Source organism: Sphingobium fuliginis, assembly GCF_015074805.1.
GTDB lineage: Bacteria > Pseudomonadota > Alphaproteobacteria > Sphingomonadales > Sphingomonadaceae > Sphingobium > Sphingobium fuliginis.
This window is the reverse complement of record NZ_CP060035.1, coordinates 1,901,835-1,925,385: the sequence shown is the minus strand read 5'-3', so window position 1 is coordinate 1,925,385 and position 23,551 is coordinate 1,901,835. Positions and strand designations below refer to the sequence as shown.

The following is a 23,551-nucleotide window of genomic DNA, read 5'->3' as shown; positions in this document are numbered from 1 at the left end:
TCGAGGTGCCGCAGAACCGAGTGCTGCAGAGACGTGCTTTTGGGCCTCAGAGCCACAAAAAAGACCCCGCGTCTCACGGGGCCTCGTCGGGTGGCACACGGTTTTGCCAAGGCTCACTGGAAGCCGAGCGCCTCGCGCTGCGCTTTCCAGTCCAGCGGAATGGCAGCATGCTTCATGAGTCGCCGGGACGTGAGTGTCGCCGGTTGCCGGCCTTCGAGAATGGCGGTGATGATGTCCGGCGCGAGGAAAGCCAGTCGCGCGACCCGCTCGGCTGTGCGATCGTTCGTCGCGGAAGTTTGCGTGAAGAGCTGCTGCCGAGCCACTTCCGCTTTGCGGATCAGAGCGATCAGCTCCAGATCGACGTTGGGCTTCTGCTCTTCGCCTGATCGCAGCACCAGCTTGAGATTGCGCCCATGCCGATCCGGCGCGGTTTCGATGTGGAGCGGCAAGCGGTGGCCGTCGTCTTCCACGATTGGCGCCGTGCCATCCAGCAACGCAACAAGACGGCGGCGGCTGATCGAGGCGTCGATCCTGTCGGTGTGGACCATAATAGCAAGATCGAGAGCTTGCAGCGTTCTACGAACCTCGCTCTTCCGTTTGCCGCGCATCGCTGATCCAAGTGCCTGGCCGGCATCGATCCGGCGCCTGGTCGTTTGGGCGTCAACCTGCGGCAGCACCATGATGGTTTGCGGATCGGCCAGGAGTGCAGCGGCTGCATCGACCGCGGCTTGCTCCAGCTCGGTAGCTGGCAATCGCAGGGCAGGGGCCCTGATCGCTGCCTCGTTCGTGGCGGATGCGATGCTGGACACATAATAACGATAGCGGCGCTTCTGCTTCACGGCATGGCTGGGCGACATTGGCCGATCGACATGGTCTCGAATCATGCCCGTGAGCAGGCTGCTATGTTCGCTATTGCCGCCTGCGCGACGGGTGCCGATCGCTCCTGCGCGTTTCGCCTGCACCGCATCCCACAGCGCCTGATTGATGATCGGCGGATGCTGGCCGTCATAGACCTGGTCGCGATGCCGGATCTTGCCGATGTACATGGGATTGGCGATAAGATGATGGAGCGGCCCACGCACGAATGACTGGCCGCCGCGAACGGACCCGTCGCGCATGGTCTGCCGCTTGGTGACGATGCCCTCCGTCTTCAACTCCTCCATCAGCACCATGATCGAAGGCACCGCCAGATAGCGGCGGAAGATATGCTCGACAGTCTTTGCCTCCTGTGGATTGGGCACGAGCTTGCGATCGACGACATCATAGCCGAGCGGCACCGGGCCGCCCATCCAGATGCCCCGGGCTTTGGACTGGGCGATCTTGTCGCGGATGCGCTCGGCGATCACCTCGCGCTCGAACTGTGCGAAGCTCAGCAGAACATTGAGCGTCAGTCGCCCCATGCTTGTCGTCGTGTTGAACTGCTGCGTGGCCGATACGAAGGAGGCGCCGGCCGCATCGAACACATCAACGATACGGGCAAAGTCGTTGAGGCTGCGGGTCAACCGGTCAACTTTATAGACGATGACGATGTCGACCTTACCGTCGCGAACATCGGCCATCAGGCGGGCGAGGGCGGGGCGCTCCATGCTGCCGCCCGAGAAGCCGCCATCATCATAGAGCGTGGGGACGAGCGTCCAGCCCTCGCTCTTCTGGCTCTGGACATAGGCGGCGCAGGCCTCGCGCTGTGCATCCAAACTATTGAAGGCCTGATCCAGCCCCTCTTCGGTCGACTTGCGCGTATAGGCCGCGCAGCGCAGCCGCTTCTTCTGGGTCATGGCTTCACTCCGAAGAAGCGCGGGCCCGACCAGTGCGCGCCCGTGATGTGGCGGGCCACGGCAGACAAGGAGGTGAAGCTCTTGCCCTTATAGCTGCAGCGGCCCTTTTCCTCCATCAACACATGATGGCTGGTTCCGCCCCACTCGCGCACCAGCTGCGTTCCTGGGGTCAGCTTGGGTGTGGACGCAGCGCGCGCCACTCCCGCACCAAGAAGGCGCACCCGCACCCGCTCAGCGAGGCCGCCCTGGGCGGCGCATTGCAGATCATGCGCCAGGGCGCGGGCGAGCAGGCTGGCGGCGATGCGCGGGGGCTCAGCCCCGTGCACCGTCCGCCACTCCGCCTTGAGCTCGGTCGGCTTCATTGCTGCCAGGGCAGCGATCTGCGCGTCCAGCTTCATCAGGCCTGGTTCCCCAGATGATAGCAGGTAACCTCGCCGCGCTTGCGCCTATCGATCGCATGGCCTTTCTTGCGCAGGCCGGTCAGCACAGCTCGCGTGGTGTGCGGCAGCCAGTTGGTGGCGCTGATCAGTTCATCCAGCGTGGCGCCGCTCTCGCGGCGGAGCATCTCCAGGACCAGCGCGCTTTTGCTGTGTGCGGCAGGTGACGGGGCTTCGGCGATCGGCGTGACCTCCGGCTCAGGTAGATCCGTAGCGGGTTCTTCTGCCTCCTCGGGCTCTACGCCGATGGCGGCGCGGCCCGCGTCAGTGATGACGACCCCGATCGAGCGGAGGCCATCCGTGCGCCAGGCGTCGGCCCCTGAGGGGAGATCGACCTCGGCGGCAAGCCCGCGCCGGATGAGCTGCTCGACGACCTTGCGAATGCGCGCAGGGCCTTCCCCCACCGCGTCGGGCGGCGGCAGCAGGCTGCCATTGTCGCGCTGTGCAGCGGTGGCGAGCAGTACCAGTTGGATGTCGGTAAGGCGAATAAGGCTGTTCATGGATGGTCTCCTTTTTGGAGCGGCGCTATTGTCGCTCCCACCACCCAGAGCCCCGTGGCGCGCAGCCTTGCGGGGCAGGGGCTCCTTAGCGAGCCACTATTCCATGTCGACAGCGTTCGCTCCATTCGTCAGCGAAGTCGAACGAAATCTGCGCAATATTTTGAGACTATTGAGGTGGCCTGATCGACTGCAGATGGGACATTCGCGACTGTCGGTTCCGGAGCGTGACAGTGCTATTCCGGACGGAGAGTGGGAGCGACTGTACTGTCCGTTGGATCCGACATTCCAGACATTCAGCGGCCCTGTTCCGATTCCCGAACCGGTCTTTTATTCACCTAAGCCGCAGCACCAATCCCCTCTTGGAAGGTCGATTTGAGAGCGGAACAAGCCAAGCAGGGCATCGGGCGATACAAGTACGAGCAGTCGCTGAAATTCTGGTTGAAGCAAGGCCCCTGCCCAACTTAACCGCTTGCATCGGCCAGATTCTGGAACGATCATGACATCGATTTTGGACTGGTGGTCTAGCCATCCTGCCGGTGCGGAGTTTCTTCACGACTGCCAAGGCTGATGCTTCATGGAAGATGAGTCCGGTTATCGATTCAAGCCGCACGAGCAGCCGACCTTGCCCGGGTCACCAGCCAATCCCGACCATCCGTCAGGTCGCCGCCTGTCTTACATCCTGATCGGCGTCATGATCGGGCTCACCAGCGGCCTTGGCAATGCGCTCATTACGGTCAACATCGCGTTTGCGCAGGGCACGCTGGGTCTCAATTCCAACGAGGCGGCATGGCTGACGGCGGCTTATTATATGACCTACACCTGTGCGAACCTGCTGCTCGTCAAATATCGCCAGCAGTTCGGCTTGCAACCCTTCATCCGCTGGATGCTGGCGATTTACGCAGTCACGACGCTTCTGCACCTCGGCGTGCACGGCTTCTGGTCGTCGGTGGCTGTACGCGCGGCGAGCGGCTTTGCGTCCGGCGGCCTCACCACACTCGCGATCCTCTATCTCATGCAGGGTTTTACTGCGCCAAAGCGGCTCACCGGCATCATGATGGGCATCTGCATTCCCCAACTCGCGACGCCGCTAGCCCGGATGGTCTCGCCGGGGCTGCTCGTCGCAGGCGACTGGCACATGCTCTATGTGTTCGAACTGGGCCTCACACTGATCACGCTGGCCGCCATTCTTGCCTTGCCGTTGCCGCCGAGCCAGCGCAGCCAGGCGTTCGAATGGCGTGACTTCCTGACGATCGGATTGCTGGCCCCGGGCCTTTGGCTGTTCATCGCGGTGCTTTCCGAAGGACGGATCGAATGGTGGACCGAGCGTGCCTGGATCGGCTGGGCGCTTTGTGCCAGCATCGTGCTTGTCGCCACCTCGCTCATCCTCGAACATTATCGCGAGAACCCGCTCATCAATACCCGCTGGCTTGGCACGCGACAGATGATGCGCCTCATTTTCATCGCGTCCATAGTGCGCATCCTCTTGTCCGAGCAGGCCTTCGGTTCGGTCGGGTTGCTCAATGTGGTCGGCATGATCAACGACCAGATGGTGATGCTCAATCTCGTGATCGTGCTCGCCTCGATCGCGGGATTGCTGACGGCCGTATTGACGCTCAATCCGGCAAACCTGTCCTTGCCGATTACGCTCGCCGTCGCCCTTATCGCCATCGCAGCTTTCATGGATGCGGACTCGACCAATCTGACACGCCCCTCCAGCTTCTATCTGAGTCAGGCGATGATCGGCTTTGCCTCTCTCCTGTTTCTTGCCCAGGCCATGGTCATCGGCATTGCCCGCACATTGCTTGCCGGACCGAAGAATTTCATCAGCTTCGTCGTGCTGTTCAACCTGAGTCAGAGCCTTGGAGGGCTCGCCGGTTCGACGATGCTCGGCACCTTCCAGGTCGTCCGTGAGAAGTTCCATTCGCATGCGCTGGTGCAAAATATCGTCATGACGGATCCTCAGGTCGCCCAGCGCGTCGAAGGCGGCGCGGCGTCGGTTCGAGGCCTGATTGGCGATCCGCTGTTGCGCGGTGCGGAGGGCGGAGCATTGCTGGCCCGCCAGGTGGCCCGAGAGGCCAATATCCTTGCCTTCAATGATGTGTTTCTGTTGGTCGGCGTGCTGGCCGTTGCGGGCGTGATCTGGGGCCTTCTCATTCGCCGTTCCATCTTGCGGCGCAAGGAGCCCTCGCCCATCATCCAGCTCCAGCAGGCCCTGCAGGCGCAGGCGGCAAAGGCAGGTTAACGGGGGGTTTCATGACGGATCAGGCGGCGACATCCCGAGCTGCGGCAGCTGCGCCGCCTCCCGATCCGCAGGTCGAGCCTTCTTCGCAGGGCTGGAGTCCTCCCCGCAAAAGCCGCACGGCGGCAGTGGCGATCGGCGCTCTCGCGCTCGCAGGAATCGTGGCCATCCTCTACGCTTGGCGACTGCCGCCTTTTGACGGATGGGCCGAAGACACCGACAATGCCTATGTCCGCGGCAAGGTGACGATCATAAGCCCCCAGGTCAGCGGTTATGTGACCGGGGTACCCGTGCAGGACTTCCAGACGGTGAAGAAAGGCGATGTCCTCGTCACCATCGACCAGCGCATCTATGGCGCGCGCGTCGAACAGGCGAAGGCCAATCTTGCAGCGCAACGTGCCGCTCTGGCCAATTCGCAACAAAGCCAGCGCGGTCGCGAGGCAGCGCTCACCGGTCAGTCGGCAGGCATTGCCAATGCGCAGGCCCAGTTGGTCCGCGCCCAGGCCGACATGAAGCGGGCCGCCGCGCTCGTCGCCGATGGCTCAATCTCCGAGCGTGAGCGCGATCAGACCCGCGCCGCGCTGCTCGCCGCCCAAGCGGCCGTGCGACAGGCCAGTGCTGCGCAGCAGATTGGCCAACAGGACGTCCGTTCGGTGATCGTGGGGCGTGGCGGGCTGGAGGCTTCCGTCGCCGCCGCCCAGGCCGCGCTTCATCTCGCCCAGGTCGATCTCGACAATACGGTCATCCGTGCTCCGGTCGACGGTGAGCTCTCGGAAATCGGCGTGCGCAATGGCGCCTTCGTTTCGGCGGGAACCCAGCTCATGTTCCTGGTCCCGCGCGATCGCTGGGTCATCGCCAACTATAAGGAAGCGCAGACGCGCAAGATGCGCATCGGTCAGCCCGCGACCTTCCGTATCGACGCACTGGGCGGCGCCAAGCTCAGGGGGCATGTCGAGAATCTCTCGCCTGCCGCCGGCTCGGAGTTCGCCGTGCTCAAGTCAGACAATGCAACGGGCAATTTCGTGAAAGTGGCGCAGCGCATCGCCGTCCGTGTTAAGATCGATCCAGGGCAGGAGATGGCGAAACGCCTGCGCCCCGGCATGTCCGTCGAGTTGCATGTCGAGACAAACGACTGATGCGCCGCGCCTGCACGATCGCGGCATTGCCTCTCCTGCTCGCTGCCTGTGCCGGGCCGCATGTCGAGACCGCGCGGGTCGATCCAGTGACGCCGCCGCAGGGCTGGCGCACGTCGCCTGACCAGAGTGGTGCCCTTGATGCGGACTGGTGGCGGACCTTCGGCGACCCGGCCCTGACCGCTCTGGTCGAGCACGCGCTTGCGGGCAATCTCGACATTGCCATGGCCGGCGCGCGCATCCGTGAAGCGAAGGCGCAGGAGAGAGGCGCGCGCGCCGCGCTATTGCCGACCCTGGCGACCGGTGCGGGCGGTGAACGCTCGCGCAGCGTCAGCGCGTTCGGGACGCCCGAAGTGCAGACCGCCGGGCAAGTGCAGGTCCAGACGGCCTGGGAGGTGGATCTCTTCGGCCGGCTGTCCGACCAGGAATCGGCAGCGCACGCGGCATGGCTGGCAAGCCAGGCCGCCCGCGACGCGGTTCGCCTGTCGATCGCCTCGACCGTGGCCAGCGGCTATGTGACTCTCCTCGCGCTCGATGCGCGGCTTGACGTCGCCCGCCAGACCGTCGAGGCACGCAAGGAGGCGCTGCAACGCATTAGGCGCCGCTCGGACGCAGGTTATTCACCCAGGCTCGAGCTTGCTCAGGCAGTGGCGGAATATCAGGGCGCGTTGCAGATCATCGCGCCGCTTGAGCAGGCGCGCACGCGGCAGGAAAACGCGCTCAGGCTGCTCAGCGGCGACTTGCCCGGTCCCATAGAGCGCGGCGCTTCGCTTGCCGCGCTCACAGACCCCGCAGTGCCAGCCGGCCTCCCTTCCCAACTGCTGCGTCGTCGTCCGGATGTCGCGCAGGCCGAGCTTCAGCTTGCCGCCGCCGATCATGCCCTTGCGGCTGCGCGCAAGCGCTTCCTGCCCCAATTGCGCCTGACCGGGCAGGGTGGTGCGGTTTTCTCGACCCTGCTCGACGATCCGATCACCATCTGGTCGCTGGGCGGCAGCGTGCTTGCGCCGCTGTTCGAGGGCGGGCGCTTGCGCGCGGGCGCGGAAAGCGCCGGTGCGCAGCGTGATCTGGCTGCCTTTGCCTATCGCAAAACCGCTCTCAATGCCTTTCGTGAAGTGGAGGACGCGCTCGCGAATATCGTTCAGACAGATACCCAGTTACGCATCGTGGCCGCTCAGCGCGACGCGCTCGCCGAGACCTTCCGTCTTGCCTCAAATCGCTACAAAGCAGGCTATTCGCCCTATCTTGAGCAGTTGGACGCCCAACGCGGCCTGCTTGCCGCCGAGCTGAATCTTGTCCAGGCTCAGGCAGATTCCTTCACGGCGCGGATCGCCCTCTATCAGGCCTTGGGTGGCGGGTGGAACGAGGCTTCGCCAATTGCACCATCGGACTGACACAAGGTAAACCGGGTCGGCAGCCGCCGGCAAAGCGGTCATTCAGGTCCAGCACTGATCGCTCCGATAGCTGGCCAGGCCAGCTTCCTGGTGAGTTTCGCCAACAGGGCGGCGGTACTCGGGCCACGCTTGCTCGAAGGGCAGCGATCTGCCAGCTACCCTCTAAGACCTGACGGGATGGACGCTCCCCCCGGCGGCATCGATGTGCCAAAGCGGAGGTATTGGGAATAGAGGCGCCTTGCGTATCAGTCGAACAGGCGCGTCACTATCGGCCCTGCCTCCGGATCAACGGCGATGACATTACCCCCTGCTCGTCACTGACGTTGCGATAGCCGATCGGCGCGCAGCTCGGCCATGGCCCTGCTGCGCCTTCTCGATCAGATCCTTGCGCGTTTCCTCGGAGAGATTGTCGCCACAGCTATCGTTACGAATGACCGTTTTTGTGGGCGTCGCCTCAGTATCCACGCTTATCTCGAAGGATAAATTCGGCGGCTCGCTCTGCGATCATGATGGTCGCGGCATTGGTGTTGCCCGATACGATCACCGGCATCACCGAAGCATCGACGACCCGCAGGCCGTCGATACCGCGTAGCTTCAGCGTCCCGTCGACCACCGCATTCTCGCCCCCCATTCGGCACGTACCGACCGGGTGATAGCCGATATTCGCGCTTTGCCGGACATGGGCTTCCCAGGCTAGGTCGCTGGCGGGGATTTGGGCAGGATAGTTAGCCGCGACTAACCCCGTCTTCATCAGGAGACATGATAGCCGCCGTCCACCGTCAGATGATGGCCGGTTATATAACTGGCGGCGTCGCTGGCGAGGAACAGGATGGCGCGGGCCTGTTCGATCGGCTGGGATATGCGGCCCAGCGGAATGCGGCCCGGCAGGGTCATCGGCCCCTTGAAAGGCAGACTCTCGCCCATCGCCTTCGCGCCGCCGCTTGCCGTTCCGCCCGGTTGGATCGAATTGACACGGATCTTGTGCTCGGCGAACTCGACCGCGGCGGCGCGGGTCATCGCATCGACGCCCGCCTTGGCCGAGTCATAATGGGTGTTGTTGAAGATCGTCGGATGGTCGGCGCTCACGGACGAAACGTTGACGATGGAGCCGCCCCGCCCCTGGTCGCGCATGATCTTGATAGCCTCGCGCATCATCAGGAACGTACCGCGCGTGGTGACGGCGTGCATGATGTCCCATTCCGACGCGGGCATCGTCATGGTGTCCGCCTTGCGCCGATAGGCCGCGACATTGGCCAGCACGTCGAGGCCGCCCAGTTCCGCGTCCGCCCTTTTGAAGGTCGAGAGCACCTGCGCCTCGTCCGATATGTCGCAGACGGCCCAGGGCGATCCGGTCGCTTCCGCTGCCTCGCGCAAGGCGTCTTCGACGACATCGATGAACAGCACCCGTGCGCCGACCTGCGTGAACAGGGTTGCGGTGGCGCGGCCGATGCCGGACCCAGCGCCGGTGACGATGGCGGTCTTGCCTTCAAGGCCGTAAAATGAAAGTGCTTCCGGGGCGGACATAGAAACTCCTGTCAGTATGATGGGGTCAGCGCGTGGTCGCGGAATCCCAGACGAGGTTCAGGGAATCGACGCCGTTGACGGAACCGGAATGAGTGACGGACGGCCGTTCAGGGTCGAGCCGGAAGTCGGGAAGGGCCTTCAGCCATTCCTCCAGGAACACCTGTATTTCGGCGCGGGCCAGGGGGCTCCCGACACATTTGTGCGGGCCATTGCCGAAGGTGTTGTGCACAGGATCGCGATCGAAATCGATGTCCATCGGCCGATCATACAAGCGGTCGTCCATGCTCGACATCGAGATCGGCACCATCACCATCTCGTCTTTCCTGAAGACGGCATCCTTGTAGTTGAAGTCCTGCAGGATCAGGCGGCCGGTGTTCGACAGGCCAAAGCGACGCAGGAACTCTTCCGTTGCCTTGGGGACGATCTCCGGCTCGTCGATCAGGCGTCGGCGCTGCTGCGGATTTTGCGCAAGGTAACGGGTGATGAAGGACAACATGTTGGCGACGGTGTCGAGGCCGCCGAAGAAGATCAGGACCGCCATGCCGATGACTTCATATTCGCCCTGGAAGCGGGCATTGTTCCGCCAGCCCGCGATCTTGCTGAGCAGATCGTCGCCGGGATTGGCGGCGCGCTCGTCCAGAACTTGCTGGAGATAGGCGACAACCTTTTCCTGCGCGCCCAGCTTCATCCGGGAATCCGTCGCGGTCATGAAGGTGACGCCCCATTCGACAAACCGCTCACGCTGGTCCAGCGGCAGGTCAACGATGCCAAGGAACATCGTAACCGGCATCACGCGCGCGAAATCATTGACGAACTCGCATCGGCCCTTCGGCTTGATCTGTTCGATCAGACTGCGGGTCAGGACCACGGCATCCTCCCGCATCCGGCTCACCCGGCTGGGCGTGAAGAAGGGGTTGAGAATGGCGCGATAGCGGGCATGCAACGGCGGGTCGACGGTCAGCGGCGGCATGCGGACGGGGGATGACCCGCGCGGTATCGTGAACACCTCATGGCTGAATATCTCGAAATGCTCCTGCACGAACTTGATGTCTTCGCCGCGCGTGACGATCCAATGTCCTCCGTTGCAGGGCGTCCAGACAATGTCCGGGCCGTCATGCAGCCTTTTCCAGGCAGTGTAGACGTCCCCTTCCTCAATGCCCGACGGATGCAGATAATCGAAATCGACCACCAGTTCGGGTGGCACATGATTTGGCACGGCCACCCGGTTGTAGAGCGCCTGATGCTGCGCATAGATGTCGACCGCGTCATTGTCGGCCATCCTTATTTCCCTTCAGTTATGGGGCACGTCGTCATAGATCGACGTCGCCGCCCCGGTCAGATAGACATATTCGCTGTAAACCCCGGTGTCGGCCCGCGTGTCGGCGTAGATATAGTTGAGCTGGCCATCCATGACGGCGCCGCGCATCGGTGTCGCCAGGCCTGCTTCGTCGATGCGTCGGTTGACCTCTTCCCAGGCAGCCGCATCGGCCACGCGAAAGCCGTGATGATGCAGGCGGACCGCGGACGGCTCGTCGGGCACATAGGCTTCATAGATGTCGGGCGCGCCCTGCCGGATCTGGATGATTTCCAGCATGGTGGACCCCACCCATGCATGCGCCGCGTCCATGAATGGCGAAGAGGCCTTGCGGCGAAAACGCCTTATGCCGAACCGCCTCGCCAGCGCGTCGGTGGCCTGATCCAGATCGCGGGCGACAAAGCCCATCTGATAGAAGCCGTCGAAGAGCGTGGCCATCCGATCGGCCGTCATGCGATCTGGAAGCCGCCATCGACGACGATCGTCTGGCCGTTGATGTAGCGGCCGGCGGCGGACGCCAGAAGCAGCGCCACCGGCGCGACATCTTCAGGCGTGCCATAGCCCATGGGAAACCGCTCCGGCCTCACGCCCGGCCCCTTGGGAGGCATGGGGCAGCCTTCGGGGAAGGGGTCCGAGGGGATCGCACCCACCAGAATGGCGTTAGAGGCAATCCCGTCGTCTGCGCAATCCAGCGCGAATTGCCGGGTGAGGGCGTTCATCCCGGCGCGGGAAGAGCCATAGGCATAATTGCCATGCAGCACCGGATGAACCGATCCGATGGTCGACAGGTTGACAAGACGACCGCCCCGGCCATGCCTCCGCATCGTTCGCACCGCCTGCCGCATGAGCAGGAACGCGCCGCGAACGTTGGTTGCATGCACGCGGTCCCATTCGTCCATCGTCAGATCGTCGAGCGGCCAGGGGCCGGTCACAATGGCGCCGTTCACCAATATGTCGAGTTCCGGCACGCCGTCGAACAACGTCTCGACGCTCTCCTCCGTCAGTTCCGGTTCCTGCGCATGGGTGACGGCCGCTCCCGCTGATCCGAACAGGGACGCAATGGCATGGGGCACCTTGCCGGCGCCGACCACCAGCGCATTCTTGCCCGACAGTCCGAATAATGAATTGAGCACCGGCGCATTCCTCTCGCTGTTCTTGGGCTTCGTGCCGCTCTCCCGTGCAATATAAGAAACATGTCTTATTGCAAGCGGCCTACAGAACGAAAGGCCCGGCCTGCCAATTCCATCATCCATATGATGGCTGTGATCTACGCACGGCCCCGGCGCATTTGCGCGCCGTTGCATTATGACGGCGTTGGGCGGATAGCGGAGCCACTGATCGCTGTAGAGAGAAAGAGTGGCTCCCATCATGGATGATCTTCCTGCCCAGTCGTTCAAGGGCACGGCGCTGGCCATCATAGAGGCGGCGGAAAGGCTGTTCGGAGAGCATGGGATAGAGAATGTATCGCTGCGCCAGGTCCGCCTGGAAGCCAATGCCGCCAACAACTCCGCGGTCAGTTATCATTTCAATGACCGCGAAAAGCTGGTTCGCGCGATATGGGCCCATCGCCTGCCGACACTGGATGCGCGACGGCGGCAGATGCTGGACGCCATCCATGCCGAAGGGCGGGAGCGTGATCCAGCCTCCGTACTCGGCGCGCTCGTCCTGCCCAACTACGAACTGCGCGATGCGCAGGGGGTGCATCGCTACGCATCCTTCTTTCGCCATGCGATCCGCTGGAGGGAAGGCACCGAGATCCGCAACGCCCAGCTTTACTCGACACCTGCCAGCGGCGAAGCCATGGAGCTCTATTTCGCCCTGCAGCCCGATGTGCCGCGCGACCTGATGAGCTATCGCCTGCGGCACGGCTCCTGCACCTTTTTCGACATGATTTTCGAACGGGACAAGAATTTGTCCGAAGGGCTGGAAGTCATGCCCGAAGCGGAATTTCTGGCCGAAGGCATCGAAATGCTGCGGGCCATGTGCCTCAGACCAGCACCGGGAAGTTAAGACGGTATCCGTAGCACAGGAACCGTCTCCTCCCCGCCTTTGCGAGTCATGGATCGCATAGGCGATCATTTCCGTGCGGATTGGCGCTCTGGCCTTCTCCCTTCTAAGAGACATGTCTCATCTTAAGTCATATGTCTTAGGCATGGCCGTGAAAATGGGAGAAGATATGCGGAGAGGGAAAATTTATCTGGCCGGGATTTCGCTACCTGGCTTGCTGATGGGCCTGGCCGTGCCGGCAGTGGCACAAGATGGCGTCGCGGAAATCATCGTCACCGCCCAGAAGCGGGCCGAAAATCTTCAGGACGTGCCGATTGCGGTCAGCGCCTATTCGAGCGAGGCCCTTGAAGCCCGCGGCGCGACCGGTCTCACCGCCCTGTTTCAGTCGCCGCCACCCGGCGTCGTCATGCAGCCTTTCGCGGGGAGCCAGAGCCTGCTGATCGTCGACATGCGCGGCGTCACCAACAGCGATCCCGGACAGGGCACGGTGGAGCTGGGCACTGCGGTCTATATTGACGACGTCTATCTGGGCCGTGCTCAGGGCATGGGCGCCGAACTGGTCGATCCGGAGCGGATCGAGGTGCTGCGCGGCCCGCAAGGTACGCTGTTCGGCCGCAATGCCGAAGGCGGAGCCATCCGCATCGTGACCAAGAAGCCGACCGGCATATTGAGCGGCGACGGCAAGGTGACGATCGGCAATTTCGATCAGCGTCGCTATGAAGCCCACCTCAACCTTCCGGAATTTGCCGGTTTCTCAATCAAGCTGGATTATCTCAACTCCAGCCATGATGGATGGACGAAGAACGGCCCGCGGGTCGCCCGCATCGCGCGGCAAGATGATTTCGGCGCGTTCGATGGCGAAGGCTATCGCGCCAGCGTGCGGTGGAAGCCGACGTCCGCCATCACCGTCGACTATGCCTATGATCACAGCGTGACGAAGGACACGCGCGATTACAATGTGCTGGTCCGGCCCCCGCTGATCGACGCAAATGGCCGCACGGTGTTGCCGCTCGCCACTCTCACGGGCGCGCGGCCGCTGACGGACAGGCTGGACCGCCGTACCGACACGGCATGGACATCCCTTTACAATGCGCCTTTCCGCACCGAGGCATCGGGTCATACGCTGCAAGCGGGTTGGGAACTGAACGACGCCCTGACGCTGCGGTCGATCACCGCGTTCCGGAAAACAAGCGAGGAAGGGGCTAACCAACTTGGCGGCGCGTTCAACCTGACCAAATTTCCTGTCGCCCGACCCGCCAGCATTCTTTTTCCCCGGCTTAGCGGGACCAGCCTGGGCATTGATCCCACGACCCCGATCTGGGGCGTTTCGGGTGTAACCTCCTACAACAAGGTCAAGCAGAAGCAGGAAAGTCAGGAATTCCAGCTCGTCGGCAGCCTGCCCGATCTCGAATTCGTCATTGGCGCCTATTATTTCCATGAGCGGGTGCAGGATACCCGCCAGACCCTGCTGAGCATCATCTACACCGATCGCGCATTCACGCAGGCGCTGGGCGTCAACCCATTCGCCGTGGGGAGCGCGGGTGCGGGACTTAATTCGCAAGAGGCGGAGTCCACATCCTATGCGGGCTTCGCGCAGGCGACCTGGTCGCCGGCGTTCGCAGGCAACCGGCTGCACCTGACGGGCGGCCTGCGCTACACGAATGACGAGAAAAAGTTCGAGCGCACCATGTTCAACGGCGCACCGACAGCCACAATCGGCGCGCCGTTCCGTGAAAAGCGCTGGGATCCGGCGTTCACCATCGCCTATGACGTAACGGACGCCATCAACATCTATGCCCGCTACGCCCAGGCCTATCGCGCCGGCGGCGTGTCGGTGCGGTCCCCTTCCTTCAAGCCCTTTGGCGCCGAAGTGAACAAGTCCTTTGAAATCGGGGTAAAAAGCGACCTGATCGAGCGCCGTCTGCGCGTCAATGCAGCGCTGTTTGAAAATCGCATCCACAACCGGCAGATCACCAGCCAGCTCGACCCCGCGGGCGATCCGGCCATCACCGATACGCTGAATGCGCCCGGCGTCACGCGGATTCGCGGGGCGGAGTTGGAAATCATTGCCGCTCCCACCGCTGGGCTTCAGGTCTCCGCGACCTATGCCTATCTGCATGGCAAGCGCCCTGAAAGCTATTTCACCATAGACCCCCTGGCCGACGTGCGGATACAGAGCCTGCCGAAACATGCGGTCACCGTGGCGATCGATTACAGCGTTCCGGTCGGGATCGGCGATCTTGCCTTCCATGGCGACTATGCCATGGCCAGCGATACGTCGGGAACAGGCCGGGTCGCGTTCGGCGCCTATGCCTATGACATCCGCCGCGACGTGGCCAATGCGCGCATGGCGTTGCAGAATGTCGAGGTCGGGCCGGCAAGGTGGAGGCTGGCGCTGTTCGCGAAGAATCTCTTCGACACCGCCTATCCGGTATTCACCGCGCCGGGCGCGAATGCGATCCTTTCGCCGCCCAGAACCTACGGCGTCGAACTGGGCGCCAGCTTCTGAAGTGATCCATCAGGAGCGCGGCATCTTCGGGTGCCGCGCTCCTTCCATTGCGGAACAGTGCCATGACGACCGCCGCTCAGGAATGGAAGAAACACTGGCCGACGCTCGCCGCCGCCTCCGTCGGCGTCGCAACCGGCTTTTCCATGCTGCAATTCAACGCCAGCATCTTCATACAGCCCTGGCAGGATAATTTTGGATGGTCGCGCGGGGAAATCGCCGCCGCGCACAACGGAATGATCCTGACCGCGATCCTCTCGCCTTTTGCCGGAACGCTGCTCGACCGCCATGGTGTGCGCCGTCCGCTGCTGGCTGCGATGACGCTGACCGGTCTGGCCTATCTGGCGATGACACGGCTTGGCGGATCGCTGGTCCAGTTCTACGCGACTTATCTCGCCCTGCAGGTCATCGGCATCTTCACCACCGGCCTTGCCTTCACCCGCGTGGTCGCCGCGCGCTTCGTCAAGTCGCGGGGCCTGGCATTGGCATGCACGCGGGTGGGCATATCCATATTGGGCATTTTCCTGCCCGCCACGCTACACGCGCTTGTCGCACGCGAAGGATGGCAGGCGGGTTTCTACCTGCTCGCGGGCATTGTGCTGCTGGTCGGCCTCCCGGTCTGCTGGTTCGGCATCCGGGATGCGGAGCGGTCGGATTCAACGGAATGGAAGCCGCAAGCCCGCCCGGCGCAAGGGGAAAGCTATATGGGATTGTTGCGGCGCGAGCCCCGCGTCCTGCTCCTTTGCTTGTGTGCGGGTTTCGGCTATGCGCCGTTGTCGACCTTGCTCAGCCAGTTTCAGCCGCTGCTGACGGCGCTCGACATCTCGCCGGCCGACGCGGCCATGTTGACGGGCGTGCTTGCGGGTTCGGTGTTGATCGGCACCCTGATTTCGGGAACGTTGATAGACCGGATCTGGGCACCTGCGGTCGCATGTCTTTTCAGCCTCGGCCCCATATTGGGCTGCATCCTCATGTTGCAGGGTTCCTTGACATTCCCCATGGCCTTGACCGCCGCCGTGCTGATTGGCGCGGCGCAGGGCGCGGAGATCGACATCGTCGCCTATATGGCCGCGCGCTATTTCGGCATGCGGCATTATTCCGCCATTTATGGCAGCACGATTACCGTCATGACGCTGATGGCGGTGGCGGGGCAGGTCGGCATCGGTTTCCTGTACGACCGTTTCGGCAACTATCAGGTTGCGCTGATCGCTGTGATCAGCGGGCTGGTCGCTTCCATATTGCTCTACCTGCTGATGGGCCGTTACCCCCAGCAGGTAGAGGCCAAGCCGGATCGGTCCGCAAGAACGGCCGGGGGAGAAGCTGCCGCCTGATCGTTCCCCGCCGCTGTCGCAAGTCGATCAGCGCCCCGGCGGGATACCGCCATCAAGGGAATACGGATTGCTTGAGGCAGCGCCAGATGCGTCGATACCATGGGTAGGCAACAGAGCGATTGTTCCGCCGCTTGGCCGAAACTGTCGACAACGAAGATGGGAACAAACATTTCCAGCGCGGTCGAGCGTCAACTATTATCTTCTCGCAACGAACAATCCGTCTCTCGATGGAATGATTATTCGATGATTTGAAGGTGCTAGACGAAAGGTAATGGCGCGTGACGGCATAGCGGACGGAATGGACCCGCCGCCCCGCCGATCGCGTCACGAAAAGACCGGCGCCGTGCCGGCATGTTTGCGAGAGGAAGCATGGCCTGTCCGCGCCTGTTCGATCCGTTCCGGATCGGCAATCTGACGCTCAAGAATCGCATCGCCATGGCCGCGATCGAAACGCATCAGGACGAACCCGACGGCGGCGTGATGCTGCATGGCGCCCATGGCGATGCGATCCAGCAATGCCTTCCCCCGCTGATGAACCATCGCGACGATATATGGGGCGGCGATTTCGAACGGCGGCTGCGCCTTCCCGCCGCCAGCAGCGTACCGCTGGACCGTAATCGCAGCGCCGCCGCCCCGCCATCACCAGCGATTACAAGGTTGGACATTATCTCGCCCCCGCGCTCGACCGCGACCGCCATGTCGAGCGGCTGGTGGACTGACGGACGATGAAGGCCGCCGTCCTGCGCGCGGCCGGTGCGCCGCTGTCGGTCGAGGACGTGATGCTGGGAGACGTCGGCCCGCGCGAGGTCCGCATCGCCAATCGCGCGGTTGGCGTGTGCCATTCCGACCTGCATTTCGCGGAAGGCCATGTCCCCCATCCGCTGCCCACCATATTGGGGCATGAGGCGGCAGGCGTCGTGCTGGCGGTCGGCAGTGAGGTTCGTTCGGTCCGGCCTGGCGATCATGTCGTGGCCTGCCTGTCCGCCTTTTGCGGCCATTGCGGCGACTGCGTCACCGGACGCCTATCGCTATGCGGCACGGGGGAAACGCGGCGCAGGGACGATGCGCCGCCCCGGCTGACGATCGGCGGCGAAACCATCCATCAATTCGTCAACCTCTCTGCCTTCGCGCAGGAGATGCTGGTGCATGAAAATGCCTGCGTCGCCATATCGCCCGACATGCCGTTCGACCGAGCGGCTCTGCTGGGCTGCGCGGTCGTCACCGGCGTGGGCGCGGCCATCAACAGCGCAGGCATCCGGCCGGGGCAGAGCGTAGCCGTGATCGGCTGCGGCGGCGTCGGCCTGTCGGCGATCAACGGTGCGGCGATCGCGGGCGCGGGGCGCATCATCGCGATCGATCGCCAGCCCGCCAAGCTGGACCTGGCCCGCCGCTTCGGCGCGACCGACTGCGCGGAGGCAGGCCGCGATGTGGCGGACAGCATCGTTGAGATGACAGGCGGCGGCGTGGATCATGCGATCGAGGCGATCGGCCTCAAGGCAACGGTAGAAAGCGCCTTTGCCATGCTGCGCCCGGGCGGGACCGCAACGGTCGCGGGCATGATGCCGCCAGGGGTGAAGGTGGAGGTCGATGGTTTCTCCCTTCTCGCCGAGCGACGCTTGCAGGGGTCCAACATGGGGTCGAACCATTTTCCCGTCGACATACCGCGCTATGTCGATTTCTACATGAGCGGTCGACTCAATCTCGACGATCTGGTCGCGGCCCATATCGAACTGGACGCGATCGACAATGCCTTCGCCGCGCTGCGCGGCGGCGCAGCGGCCCGCTCCGTGGTGATGTTCGCATGAGCGCGCAGGTCCATCCCAGCATCTGCCGTCTGTGCACGGCCTATTGCCCGATCCAGGTGACGGTGGAAGACGGCCGGGCGACGAAGGTGACCGGCAATCCCCGCGCCCCACTTTATGGCGGCTATAGCTGTCCCAAGGGGCGCGCCTTGCCCGAACAGCATTATGGCGACCAGCGGCTGCTCCACAGCCTCAAGCGCGGGCCGGATGGGGGCTTCGCGTCCATTCCGTCCGAAACGGCGATGGACGAGATCGCTGCGAAGCTGGACGCGATCATCGCCGAACACGGTCCCCGCTCGGTGGCGATGTATGTCGGCATGGGCCTCGTCCCCTTTGTCGCGTCGACCGGCGTGGCCGCCGGCTGGCTGCGTGGCATCGGATCGCCGATGTTCTTCACCGCAGGCTCGATCGACAAGCCCGGCATCCTCATCGCGCTCGCCCATCACGGCATGTGGCAGGCGGGCCAGCCGCAGTTCGACACCGCCGACGCCTGGCTGCTGGTCGGCATCAATCCCGTCATCAGCAAGTCGCCCGGCTTCCCGGGGCAGAATCCCGGCCGCATGCTCAAGGACATGGAAAAGGCGCAGGCGAAACTGATCGTCATCGACCCGCGCGTCACTGAAACCGCCAGGCGCGCCCATATCCATATGCAGCCGCGCCCCGGTGAGGACATCGCCATCCTCGCCGCGATGATTCATGTCATCCTGGCGGAAGGGCTGGAGGACAAGGATTTCGTCGCCGCCAACACGCAGGGAGTGGAGGCGCTGCGTGCGGCGGTCGCCCCCTTCACGCCCGATTATGCCGCCGATCGGGCCGGCGTCTCGGCCGATCACCTGCTGGAGGCCGCGCGCATCTTCGCCGGCGCGCGCAATGCCGGGGTCAGCTGCGGCACGGGCCCCAGCTTCGCCACCCATTCCACCCTGACCGAATATCTCGCGCTCTGCCTCGCCAGCCTGTGCGGCCACTGGGCGCGGGCGGGCGATAAGCTGGCCAAGCCCAACGTCCTGCTGCCCGGTTATGAAGCGCGCGCCCAGCCCTGGCCGCCCTTTCAGGGCTGGGGGTTCGAACCACGCCTGCGCGTGCGCGGGCTGGGCGGCTGCGCCAGCGGCCTTTCGGCAGCCGCGCTCGCGGACGAGATCCTGCTGGACGGGCCGGGTCAGGTGAAGGCTCTGATCGTGGCCGGTGGCAATCCGATGATGGCCTGGCCCGACCAGAACCGCGCCTTCGCCGCCCTCAACACCCTCGATCTGCTCGTCACGATGGACACGGAAATGACAGCGACGGCAGAGCTGTCCCATTATGTCATTGCGCCCAAGTTGACGCTGGAAACGCCGATGACGACCTATATGCCCGAAAGCGTCAAATATTACGGCACCACGCGCGGCTTTCCGCAGCCTTATGCGGCCTACACGCCTGCGCTGGTGCCGCCGCCGCCGGGCAGCGACGTGATCGAGGACTGGGAACTCTTCTGGGGCCTGGCCCAGCGCATGGGCACGATGATCGACGTCACCATGCGCTATGGCAATGGCCCGCAGGCCGAAGCGCCGCCGATGACCTTCACGCTCGATCCCGCCGGGGCCAAGCCCACCGCCGACCGGCTGATCGAACTGTCCTGCCAGGGATCGCGCATTCCCCTCGACCGGGTGAAGCAATATCCCGATGGCCATGTCTTCGAAAGCGACCAGCGCGTGCTGCCGCGCGCGCCGGACAATGACGACCGGCTGGAGCTTGGCGCCCCGCCGATGCTGGAGGAGCTGGAACAGGTGCTGGCCGAGGATAATCGCGCGGTCGAGGCGGACTATCCGTTCCGCCTGCTACCCCGGCGCACCAACAACATCCTCAACAGCTTCGGCCGCCGCATCGGCAAGCTCGCCGGCGATGGCGTCAACCCTGCCTATATGCACCCTGATGATCTTGCCCGCCTGGCGATCGCCGAAGGGGAATGCGTCACGATCCGCTCTCCCCATGGCGAAATCCGGGGCATCGTCGCGGCCGAGGCGGCGCTGCGCCCGGGCATGGTGTCGATGGCGCATGGTTTCGGCGCCAATCCGGGATCGGATGATCCACGCCGCACCGGCGGCAATACCGGCCGGCTGATCTCGGTCGAGGATGGCTATGATCCCGTCACCGGCCTGCCACGCATGGGCAGTATCCCCGTGTGCGTCGAACGGTTGCCGGCGGCGGAATAGTTTCCCCGGGGCTGTCGGTCTTTCCGCGCCGGGCGGCCGGAAAGGCCACGCCCGAACGCGCGGTTCGACGCTGAGATCCGCATCAGCATGGATGGATCGTTCCTGACAGATTAGGCGTCTCTTGCCCAGGCGACGGCGTCGGCGCCGGCCGGCAGCACTGCCGGGCACTCTGGATCGGTCGCCGCGCGATAGACAGCGTCCGCCACATCCTGTCCGACCGTGACCGGACCGTTGGCGGCCTCCATGAGCGCGGCCAGCGTCTGCTGTGCATAATCGGCATAGGCCGCGGGGAAGCCGCCATCTTTCATCACCTGGCCTCGCGCCGTGTCGCCAAAGCTGGTCGAAGGCGCCATGCCGGGCATGACGATCCGCACCCTGATGCCGAACGGCGCAAGTTCGTGCGCGGCGGACTCGGTGAGCGCATTCATGGCCGCCTTGCTGGCGCGATAGACCGAGAGCAGCGGCAAAGGCTTGTAGAGCGAACTGGAGCTGACGTTCACGATCACGCCCGCGCGCCGCGCCCGCATTCCCGGCAACACCGCCTGCATCATCGCGATCGCGCCGAACAGGTTGGTCTCGAAGATGGCGCGCACCGTTTCCAGGGGGGTGCCCTCTACGGCATTGAGCCAGCCCACCCCGGCATTGTTCACCAGCACGTCGATCGGCCCCGCCTCCGCGACCGCCGCGGCGATGCTGCCCATATCCGTGACGTCGAGCGGCAATATGCGCAACCGGTCGGAGGCGGGCAGGGTGCTGGCTGCGGGATCGCGCATAGTGGCGACGACATTCCAGCCCTGGTTCAGGAAATGGAGGGCGGTGTCACGGCCGAAGCCGGTCGAACAGCCGGTGATGAGGACAGTGTTCATCGTGAAGCTCCTTGCGGGCGATCATTGGAGCATTATAGATATGAACGATCCTTCAGTTTCGGTATTCGCATATGAACCGCCCACCGCCAGCCTTGCTGAAACCTCGCAAAGCGCCGCAACAGGCGCGCTCCGCCGTGACTATCGAGGCGATTCACGTCGCGACCATTCAGGTTTTGCTCGCGGGCGGCGTGGGGCGGCTCACCACCACCCGTGTGGCGGCGCGCGCCGGCGTCTCCGTGGGGACGATGTACCAATATTATCCGCACAAGCAGGCGCTGCTCTTCGCCCTCGTTCAGCGGCAGTTCGACCTGATCGATACGGCGATGCGGGATGCGGCGGCGCGGCTGGCGGGATCGGACCTTGGGACGGTCGCGCACGGGGTGGCCACGGCATGGCTGGACGCGAAGATGGCTGACATGGTCGCCTCCCGCGCCATCTATGGCATCGCCGCCGAGTTCGACCTGTCGGAAATGATGAGCCAGGCGGCGCAACGCATGACGCAGGTGATCGATACGCTGCTCGCCAATGCCCCGGATGCGCGGTTCGCCGACCGATCTTCTGCCGCCTTCATGCTCGCGGCCCTTCTGGGCGGCTCGGTGCGGGTCGTCATGGAGGCTGAGCCATCCGAAGAGAATTTCGCCCGGCTGCGCTGTGAATTGCCCCGAGCTTGCCACGCCTATCTCGTGACCGCCAGTCAGGGCGCCTTGGCATAGACATGCCGGTCATGAAGATCCGACAGGGGCGCTAAACGACCGATCTGGGGTCGATGACCGAACTGGCAGGGCGCCCAAGACGCTTTACCTGCTGGTACTGCCATGTTCATATTGGAACTTTCATCCGTTTCGGGCGGCGGGTCGTGGCGTCATCCACTCATTCGCTTGCAGCCGGCGGCGTGATGCTGCCTTCACGTTCGCCACAGGGTGAGCATCATGACCGTTATGAGGGCGCTTGGCTGAAGCGGTGCGTCCGAATTCAGGGGCCCGCCAAAGACCGGTTGCGCATCATCACTCTTCCCCGGATGGATGGAGGTTCAGCGAACGGGAGGCTTCGGCATGGGCGTCTTAGCATATTGCACAGTTGGTTCGAACGATCTCGCCGGTGCAAAGGCTTTCTATGACGCGCTGCTTGCGGTGGTCGGGCTTGCGCCTTTGTTCGAGCATCCATCTGGAGGTCGTGTGTACGGGCGAGATGGTTCCTTCAGCTTCGCGGTCCTTGGGCCCTATGACGGGCAGCCAGCAACGGTGGGGAATGGATCGATGGTCGCCTTCTGCTTTGACCGGCGCGAGGAAGTGGACGCTTTTCATCGGCGCGCCCTCGCATTGGGTGGCGTAACCGAGGGCGGACCCCATGAGCGCGGCCCGGGATGGTACTTCGCCTACTGCCGCGACCTCGATGGCAATAAGCTGTGCGCCTATTGCCTTGAGCCTTAGGCTTTCCCATGCCCGCCGGCACCCGGGTCAGGCCGGCCCCGCCGCCTCGCGGATCAGATCCGCAACGGCGCGGGGGTGGGAGATCAGCGACACATGGCTCGACTTCAGCTCGATCGTCTTTGCGTTCATGCGCTTCGCCATGAAGCGCTGGAGGTTGGGGTCGATCGTGCGATCTTCCGTCGAGACCGCATAATAGCTGGGCTTGCTGCGCCACGCCGCGTTCGTCGTGCGGCCCGCGAGCAGTTCCCTGTGGAACGGCCACTGCACGGCAAAGAGCGCCCGCGCCCTGGCCTCCGGAAGGTCGCCTGCGAAATCGCGGAGGAAGGCCGCTTCGGTCAATCGCCCCTCATCCCCGTCGAAGACGATGCCGGCGCTGGCCGGCGGCGTCGGAAATGTCTTCGCCAGCGCGCCATAATCCTCGCCCGCATCGGGCGCGCGGGCGGCGACATAGACGAGGGCCGAGACATGGGGGTGCATGCCCGCTTCGGTGACGATCATCCCGGAAAAGCTGTGCCCGGCGAGGACGGTCGGCCCGTCCTGACGATCCAGCACGCGCCGCGCCGCGGCCACCGCATCGGGCAATGTCGTCAGCGGGTTCTGGACTGCGGTGACGTTGAGCCCATGGGCCTGCAACAGGGGGATGACCTCCGACCAGGACGAGCCATCGGCGAACAGGCCGTGCACCAGCACGATGTTGCGCGCCTTCGTCTTTGCGACGGTCTGGGCGAATGCGTTGGCGGAGGCGGCGACGGCTCCGGCGATAAGGGCGGTCTGCATGAATGTGCGACGATCGACGGTCACTATGCCGTTCCTTTCTGGAAATGGGGTCATCGTGCAACTTGTGCTGCTTCCGGGGCCGGCTGAATGGCGCACATTCTGGTTGTGGAAGCCGGAAAGAAGGAAACGGCCTTGAAGCACTATGCCGATCGGCCGCCGATGGAAAGACGCATGCTTGTGTAACGGCTTCCTTGTAGAGCAGGCGCGGCAGTGCCCGACGCGGCCAGCGCTCTTGAACGCCATGGCGTGGGCCCGGTTCGCAGGGGCGACCGCAACATTGCATGTCGCGCCTCTACAGCCCCTTTAGGCTCAGGACCCATTACTGGTGG

Annotated in this window: 21 protein-coding genes; 11 read left to right on the top strand and 10 right to left on the bottom strand. The window is 63.8% G+C overall.

What is annotated here, in order from left to right:
- Positions 1–113 precede the first annotated feature (113 nt).
- Genes H5V43_RS09240 through H5V43_RS09230 form a run of 3 tightly spaced genes read right to left on the bottom strand, consistent with a single transcriptional unit; the run spans position 114 to position 2,712 of the window.
- Positions 114–1,775 (bottom strand): recombinase family protein, encoded by a 1,662-nt coding sequence (locus H5V43_RS09240; RefSeq protein WP_025547731.1) that lies wholly within the window; start codon positions 1,773–1,775, stop codon positions 114–116.
- Positions 1,772–2,173, bottom strand: a complete 402-nt coding sequence (locus H5V43_RS09235; RefSeq protein ID WP_025547730.1) for a DUF2924 domain-containing protein — start codon at positions 2,171–2,173, stop codon at positions 1,772–1,774. The genes H5V43_RS09240 and H5V43_RS09235 overlap by 4 nt, the downstream gene beginning before the upstream one ends.
- A complete protein-coding gene (locus tag H5V43_RS09230) occupies positions 2,173–2,712 on the bottom strand; it encodes a DUF3489 domain-containing protein (protein ID WP_025547729.1) in 540 nt (179 codons plus the stop codon). The genes H5V43_RS09235 and H5V43_RS09230 overlap by 1 nt, the downstream gene beginning before the upstream one ends.
- Positions 2,713–3,334: 622 nt before the next feature.
- Between H5V43_RS09230 and H5V43_RS09225 the strand changes: the two genes are divergently transcribed.
- Genes H5V43_RS09225 through H5V43_RS09215 form a run of 3 tightly spaced genes read left to right on the top strand, consistent with a single transcriptional unit; the run spans position 3,335 to position 7,475 of the window.
- On the top strand, positions 3,335–4,954 hold the full coding sequence (locus H5V43_RS09225; RefSeq protein ID WP_244968608.1) for an MFS transporter: 1,620 nt from the start codon (positions 3,335–3,337) through the stop codon (positions 4,952–4,954).
- Positions 4,955–4,965: 11 nt separating this feature from the next.
- Positions 4,966–6,087: an HlyD family secretion protein gene (locus H5V43_RS09220; RefSeq protein WP_025547725.1), complete on the top strand. Its 1,122-nt coding sequence runs from the start codon at positions 4,966–4,968 to the stop codon at positions 6,085–6,087.
- Positions 6,087–7,475, top strand: a complete 1,389-nt coding sequence (locus H5V43_RS09215) for an efflux transporter outer membrane subunit (protein ID WP_025547723.1) — start codon at positions 6,087–6,089, stop codon at positions 7,473–7,475. The genes H5V43_RS09220 and H5V43_RS09215 overlap by 1 nt, the downstream gene beginning before the upstream one ends.
- A 454-nt stretch (positions 7,476–7,929) precedes the next feature.
- On the opposite strand, the gene H5V43_RS09210 is transcribed toward H5V43_RS09215, so the two are convergent.
- Genes H5V43_RS09210 through H5V43_RS09190 form a run of 5 tightly spaced genes read right to left on the bottom strand, consistent with a single transcriptional unit; the run spans position 7,930 to position 11,447 of the window.
- The gene (locus H5V43_RS09210) at positions 7,930–8,226 is read right to left on the bottom strand and encodes a GMC oxidoreductase (RefSeq protein WP_040261198.1); all 297 of its coding nucleotides are present in this window, start codon (positions 8,224–8,226) and stop codon (positions 7,930–7,932) included.
- On the bottom strand, positions 8,226–8,999 hold the full coding sequence (locus H5V43_RS09205) for an SDR family NAD(P)-dependent oxidoreductase (RefSeq protein WP_103000543.1): 774 nt from the start codon (positions 8,997–8,999) through the stop codon (positions 8,226–8,228). Before H5V43_RS09205 ends, H5V43_RS09210 begins: the two co-directional genes overlap by 1 nt.
- 25 nt (positions 9,000–9,024) lie before the next feature.
- Positions 9,025–10,278, bottom strand: a complete 1,254-nt coding sequence (locus H5V43_RS09200; RefSeq protein WP_025547722.1) for a cytochrome P450 — start codon at positions 10,276–10,278, stop codon at positions 9,025–9,027.
- Positions 10,279–10,290: 12 nt separating this feature from the next.
- Positions 10,291–10,767, bottom strand: coding sequence for a VOC family protein (locus H5V43_RS09195; RefSeq protein ID WP_025547720.1), 477 nt, complete (start codon positions 10,765–10,767; stop codon positions 10,291–10,293).
- The gene (locus H5V43_RS09190) at positions 10,764–11,447 is read right to left on the bottom strand and encodes an SDR family NAD(P)-dependent oxidoreductase (RefSeq protein WP_025547718.1); all 684 of its coding nucleotides are present in this window, start codon (positions 11,445–11,447) and stop codon (positions 10,764–10,766) included. The genes H5V43_RS09195 and H5V43_RS09190 overlap by 4 nt, the downstream gene beginning before the upstream one ends.
- 235 nt (positions 11,448–11,682) lie before the next feature.
- On the opposite strand from H5V43_RS09190, the gene H5V43_RS09185 reads away from it, so the two are divergent.
- The 6 genes from H5V43_RS09185 to H5V43_RS09160 all read left to right on the top strand — a co-directional run bounded on the left by H5V43_RS09185 (position 11,683) and on the right by H5V43_RS09160 (position 20,149).
- Complete coding sequence (locus tag H5V43_RS09185) at positions 11,683–12,324, top strand: helix-turn-helix domain-containing protein (protein WP_025547717.1); 642 nt, start codon at positions 11,683–11,685, stop codon at positions 12,322–12,324.
- Between the two features lie 166 nt (positions 12,325–12,490).
- Positions 12,491–14,830: a TonB-dependent receptor gene (locus H5V43_RS09180; RefSeq protein WP_193666644.1), complete on the top strand. Its 2,340-nt coding sequence runs from the start codon at positions 12,491–12,493 to the stop codon at positions 14,828–14,830.
- Positions 14,831–14,892: 62 nt separating this feature from the next.
- Positions 14,893–16,158 carry an MFS transporter gene (locus tag H5V43_RS09175; protein WP_099186013.1) on the top strand — a complete coding sequence of 422 codons (1,266 nt, stop codon included), beginning with the start codon at positions 14,893–14,895 and terminating at the stop codon, positions 16,156–16,158.
- Positions 16,159–16,527: 369 nt separating this feature from the next.
- Positions 16,528–16,887: a hypothetical protein gene (locus tag H5V43_RS23595; RefSeq protein WP_040261746.1), complete on the top strand. Its 360-nt coding sequence runs from the start codon at positions 16,528–16,530 to the stop codon at positions 16,885–16,887.
- Complete coding sequence (locus tag H5V43_RS09165) at positions 16,884–17,963, top strand: Zn-dependent alcohol dehydrogenase (RefSeq protein ID WP_025550019.1); 1,080 nt, start codon at positions 16,884–16,886, stop codon at positions 17,961–17,963. Before H5V43_RS23595 ends, H5V43_RS09165 begins: the two co-directional genes overlap by 4 nt.
- Entirely contained in the window at positions 17,960–20,149 is a 2,190-nt protein-coding gene (locus tag H5V43_RS09160; protein WP_193666643.1) for a molybdopterin-containing oxidoreductase family protein, read from the top strand. Before H5V43_RS09165 ends, H5V43_RS09160 begins: the two co-directional genes overlap by 4 nt.
- A 110-nt stretch (positions 20,150–20,259) precedes the next feature.
- On the opposite strand, the gene H5V43_RS09155 is transcribed toward H5V43_RS09160, so the two are convergent.
- Positions 20,260–21,015, bottom strand: coding sequence for an SDR family oxidoreductase (locus H5V43_RS09155; protein ID WP_025550020.1), 756 nt, complete (start codon positions 21,013–21,015; stop codon positions 20,260–20,262).
- A gap of 134 nt (positions 21,016–21,149) precedes the next feature.
- Here H5V43_RS09155 and H5V43_RS09150 point away from each other — a divergent pair, with 134 nt between their 5' ends.
- The gene (locus tag H5V43_RS09150) at positions 21,150–21,728 is read left to right on the top strand and encodes a TetR/AcrR family transcriptional regulator (RefSeq protein ID WP_052816731.1); all 579 of its coding nucleotides are present in this window, start codon (positions 21,150–21,152) and stop codon (positions 21,726–21,728) included.
- 339 nt (positions 21,729–22,067) lie between these two features.
- Entirely contained in the window at positions 22,068–22,445 is a 378-nt protein-coding gene (locus H5V43_RS09145; RefSeq protein ID WP_025550022.1) for a VOC family protein, read from the top strand.
- 27 nt (positions 22,446–22,472) lie between these two features.
- Here the strand turns inward: H5V43_RS09145 and H5V43_RS09140 are convergent, their stop codons facing one another.
- On the bottom strand, positions 22,473–23,246 hold the full coding sequence (locus H5V43_RS09140) for an alpha/beta fold hydrolase (protein ID WP_025550023.1): 774 nt from the start codon (positions 23,244–23,246) through the stop codon (positions 22,473–22,475).
- Between the last annotated feature and the right edge of the window lie 305 nt (positions 23,247–23,551).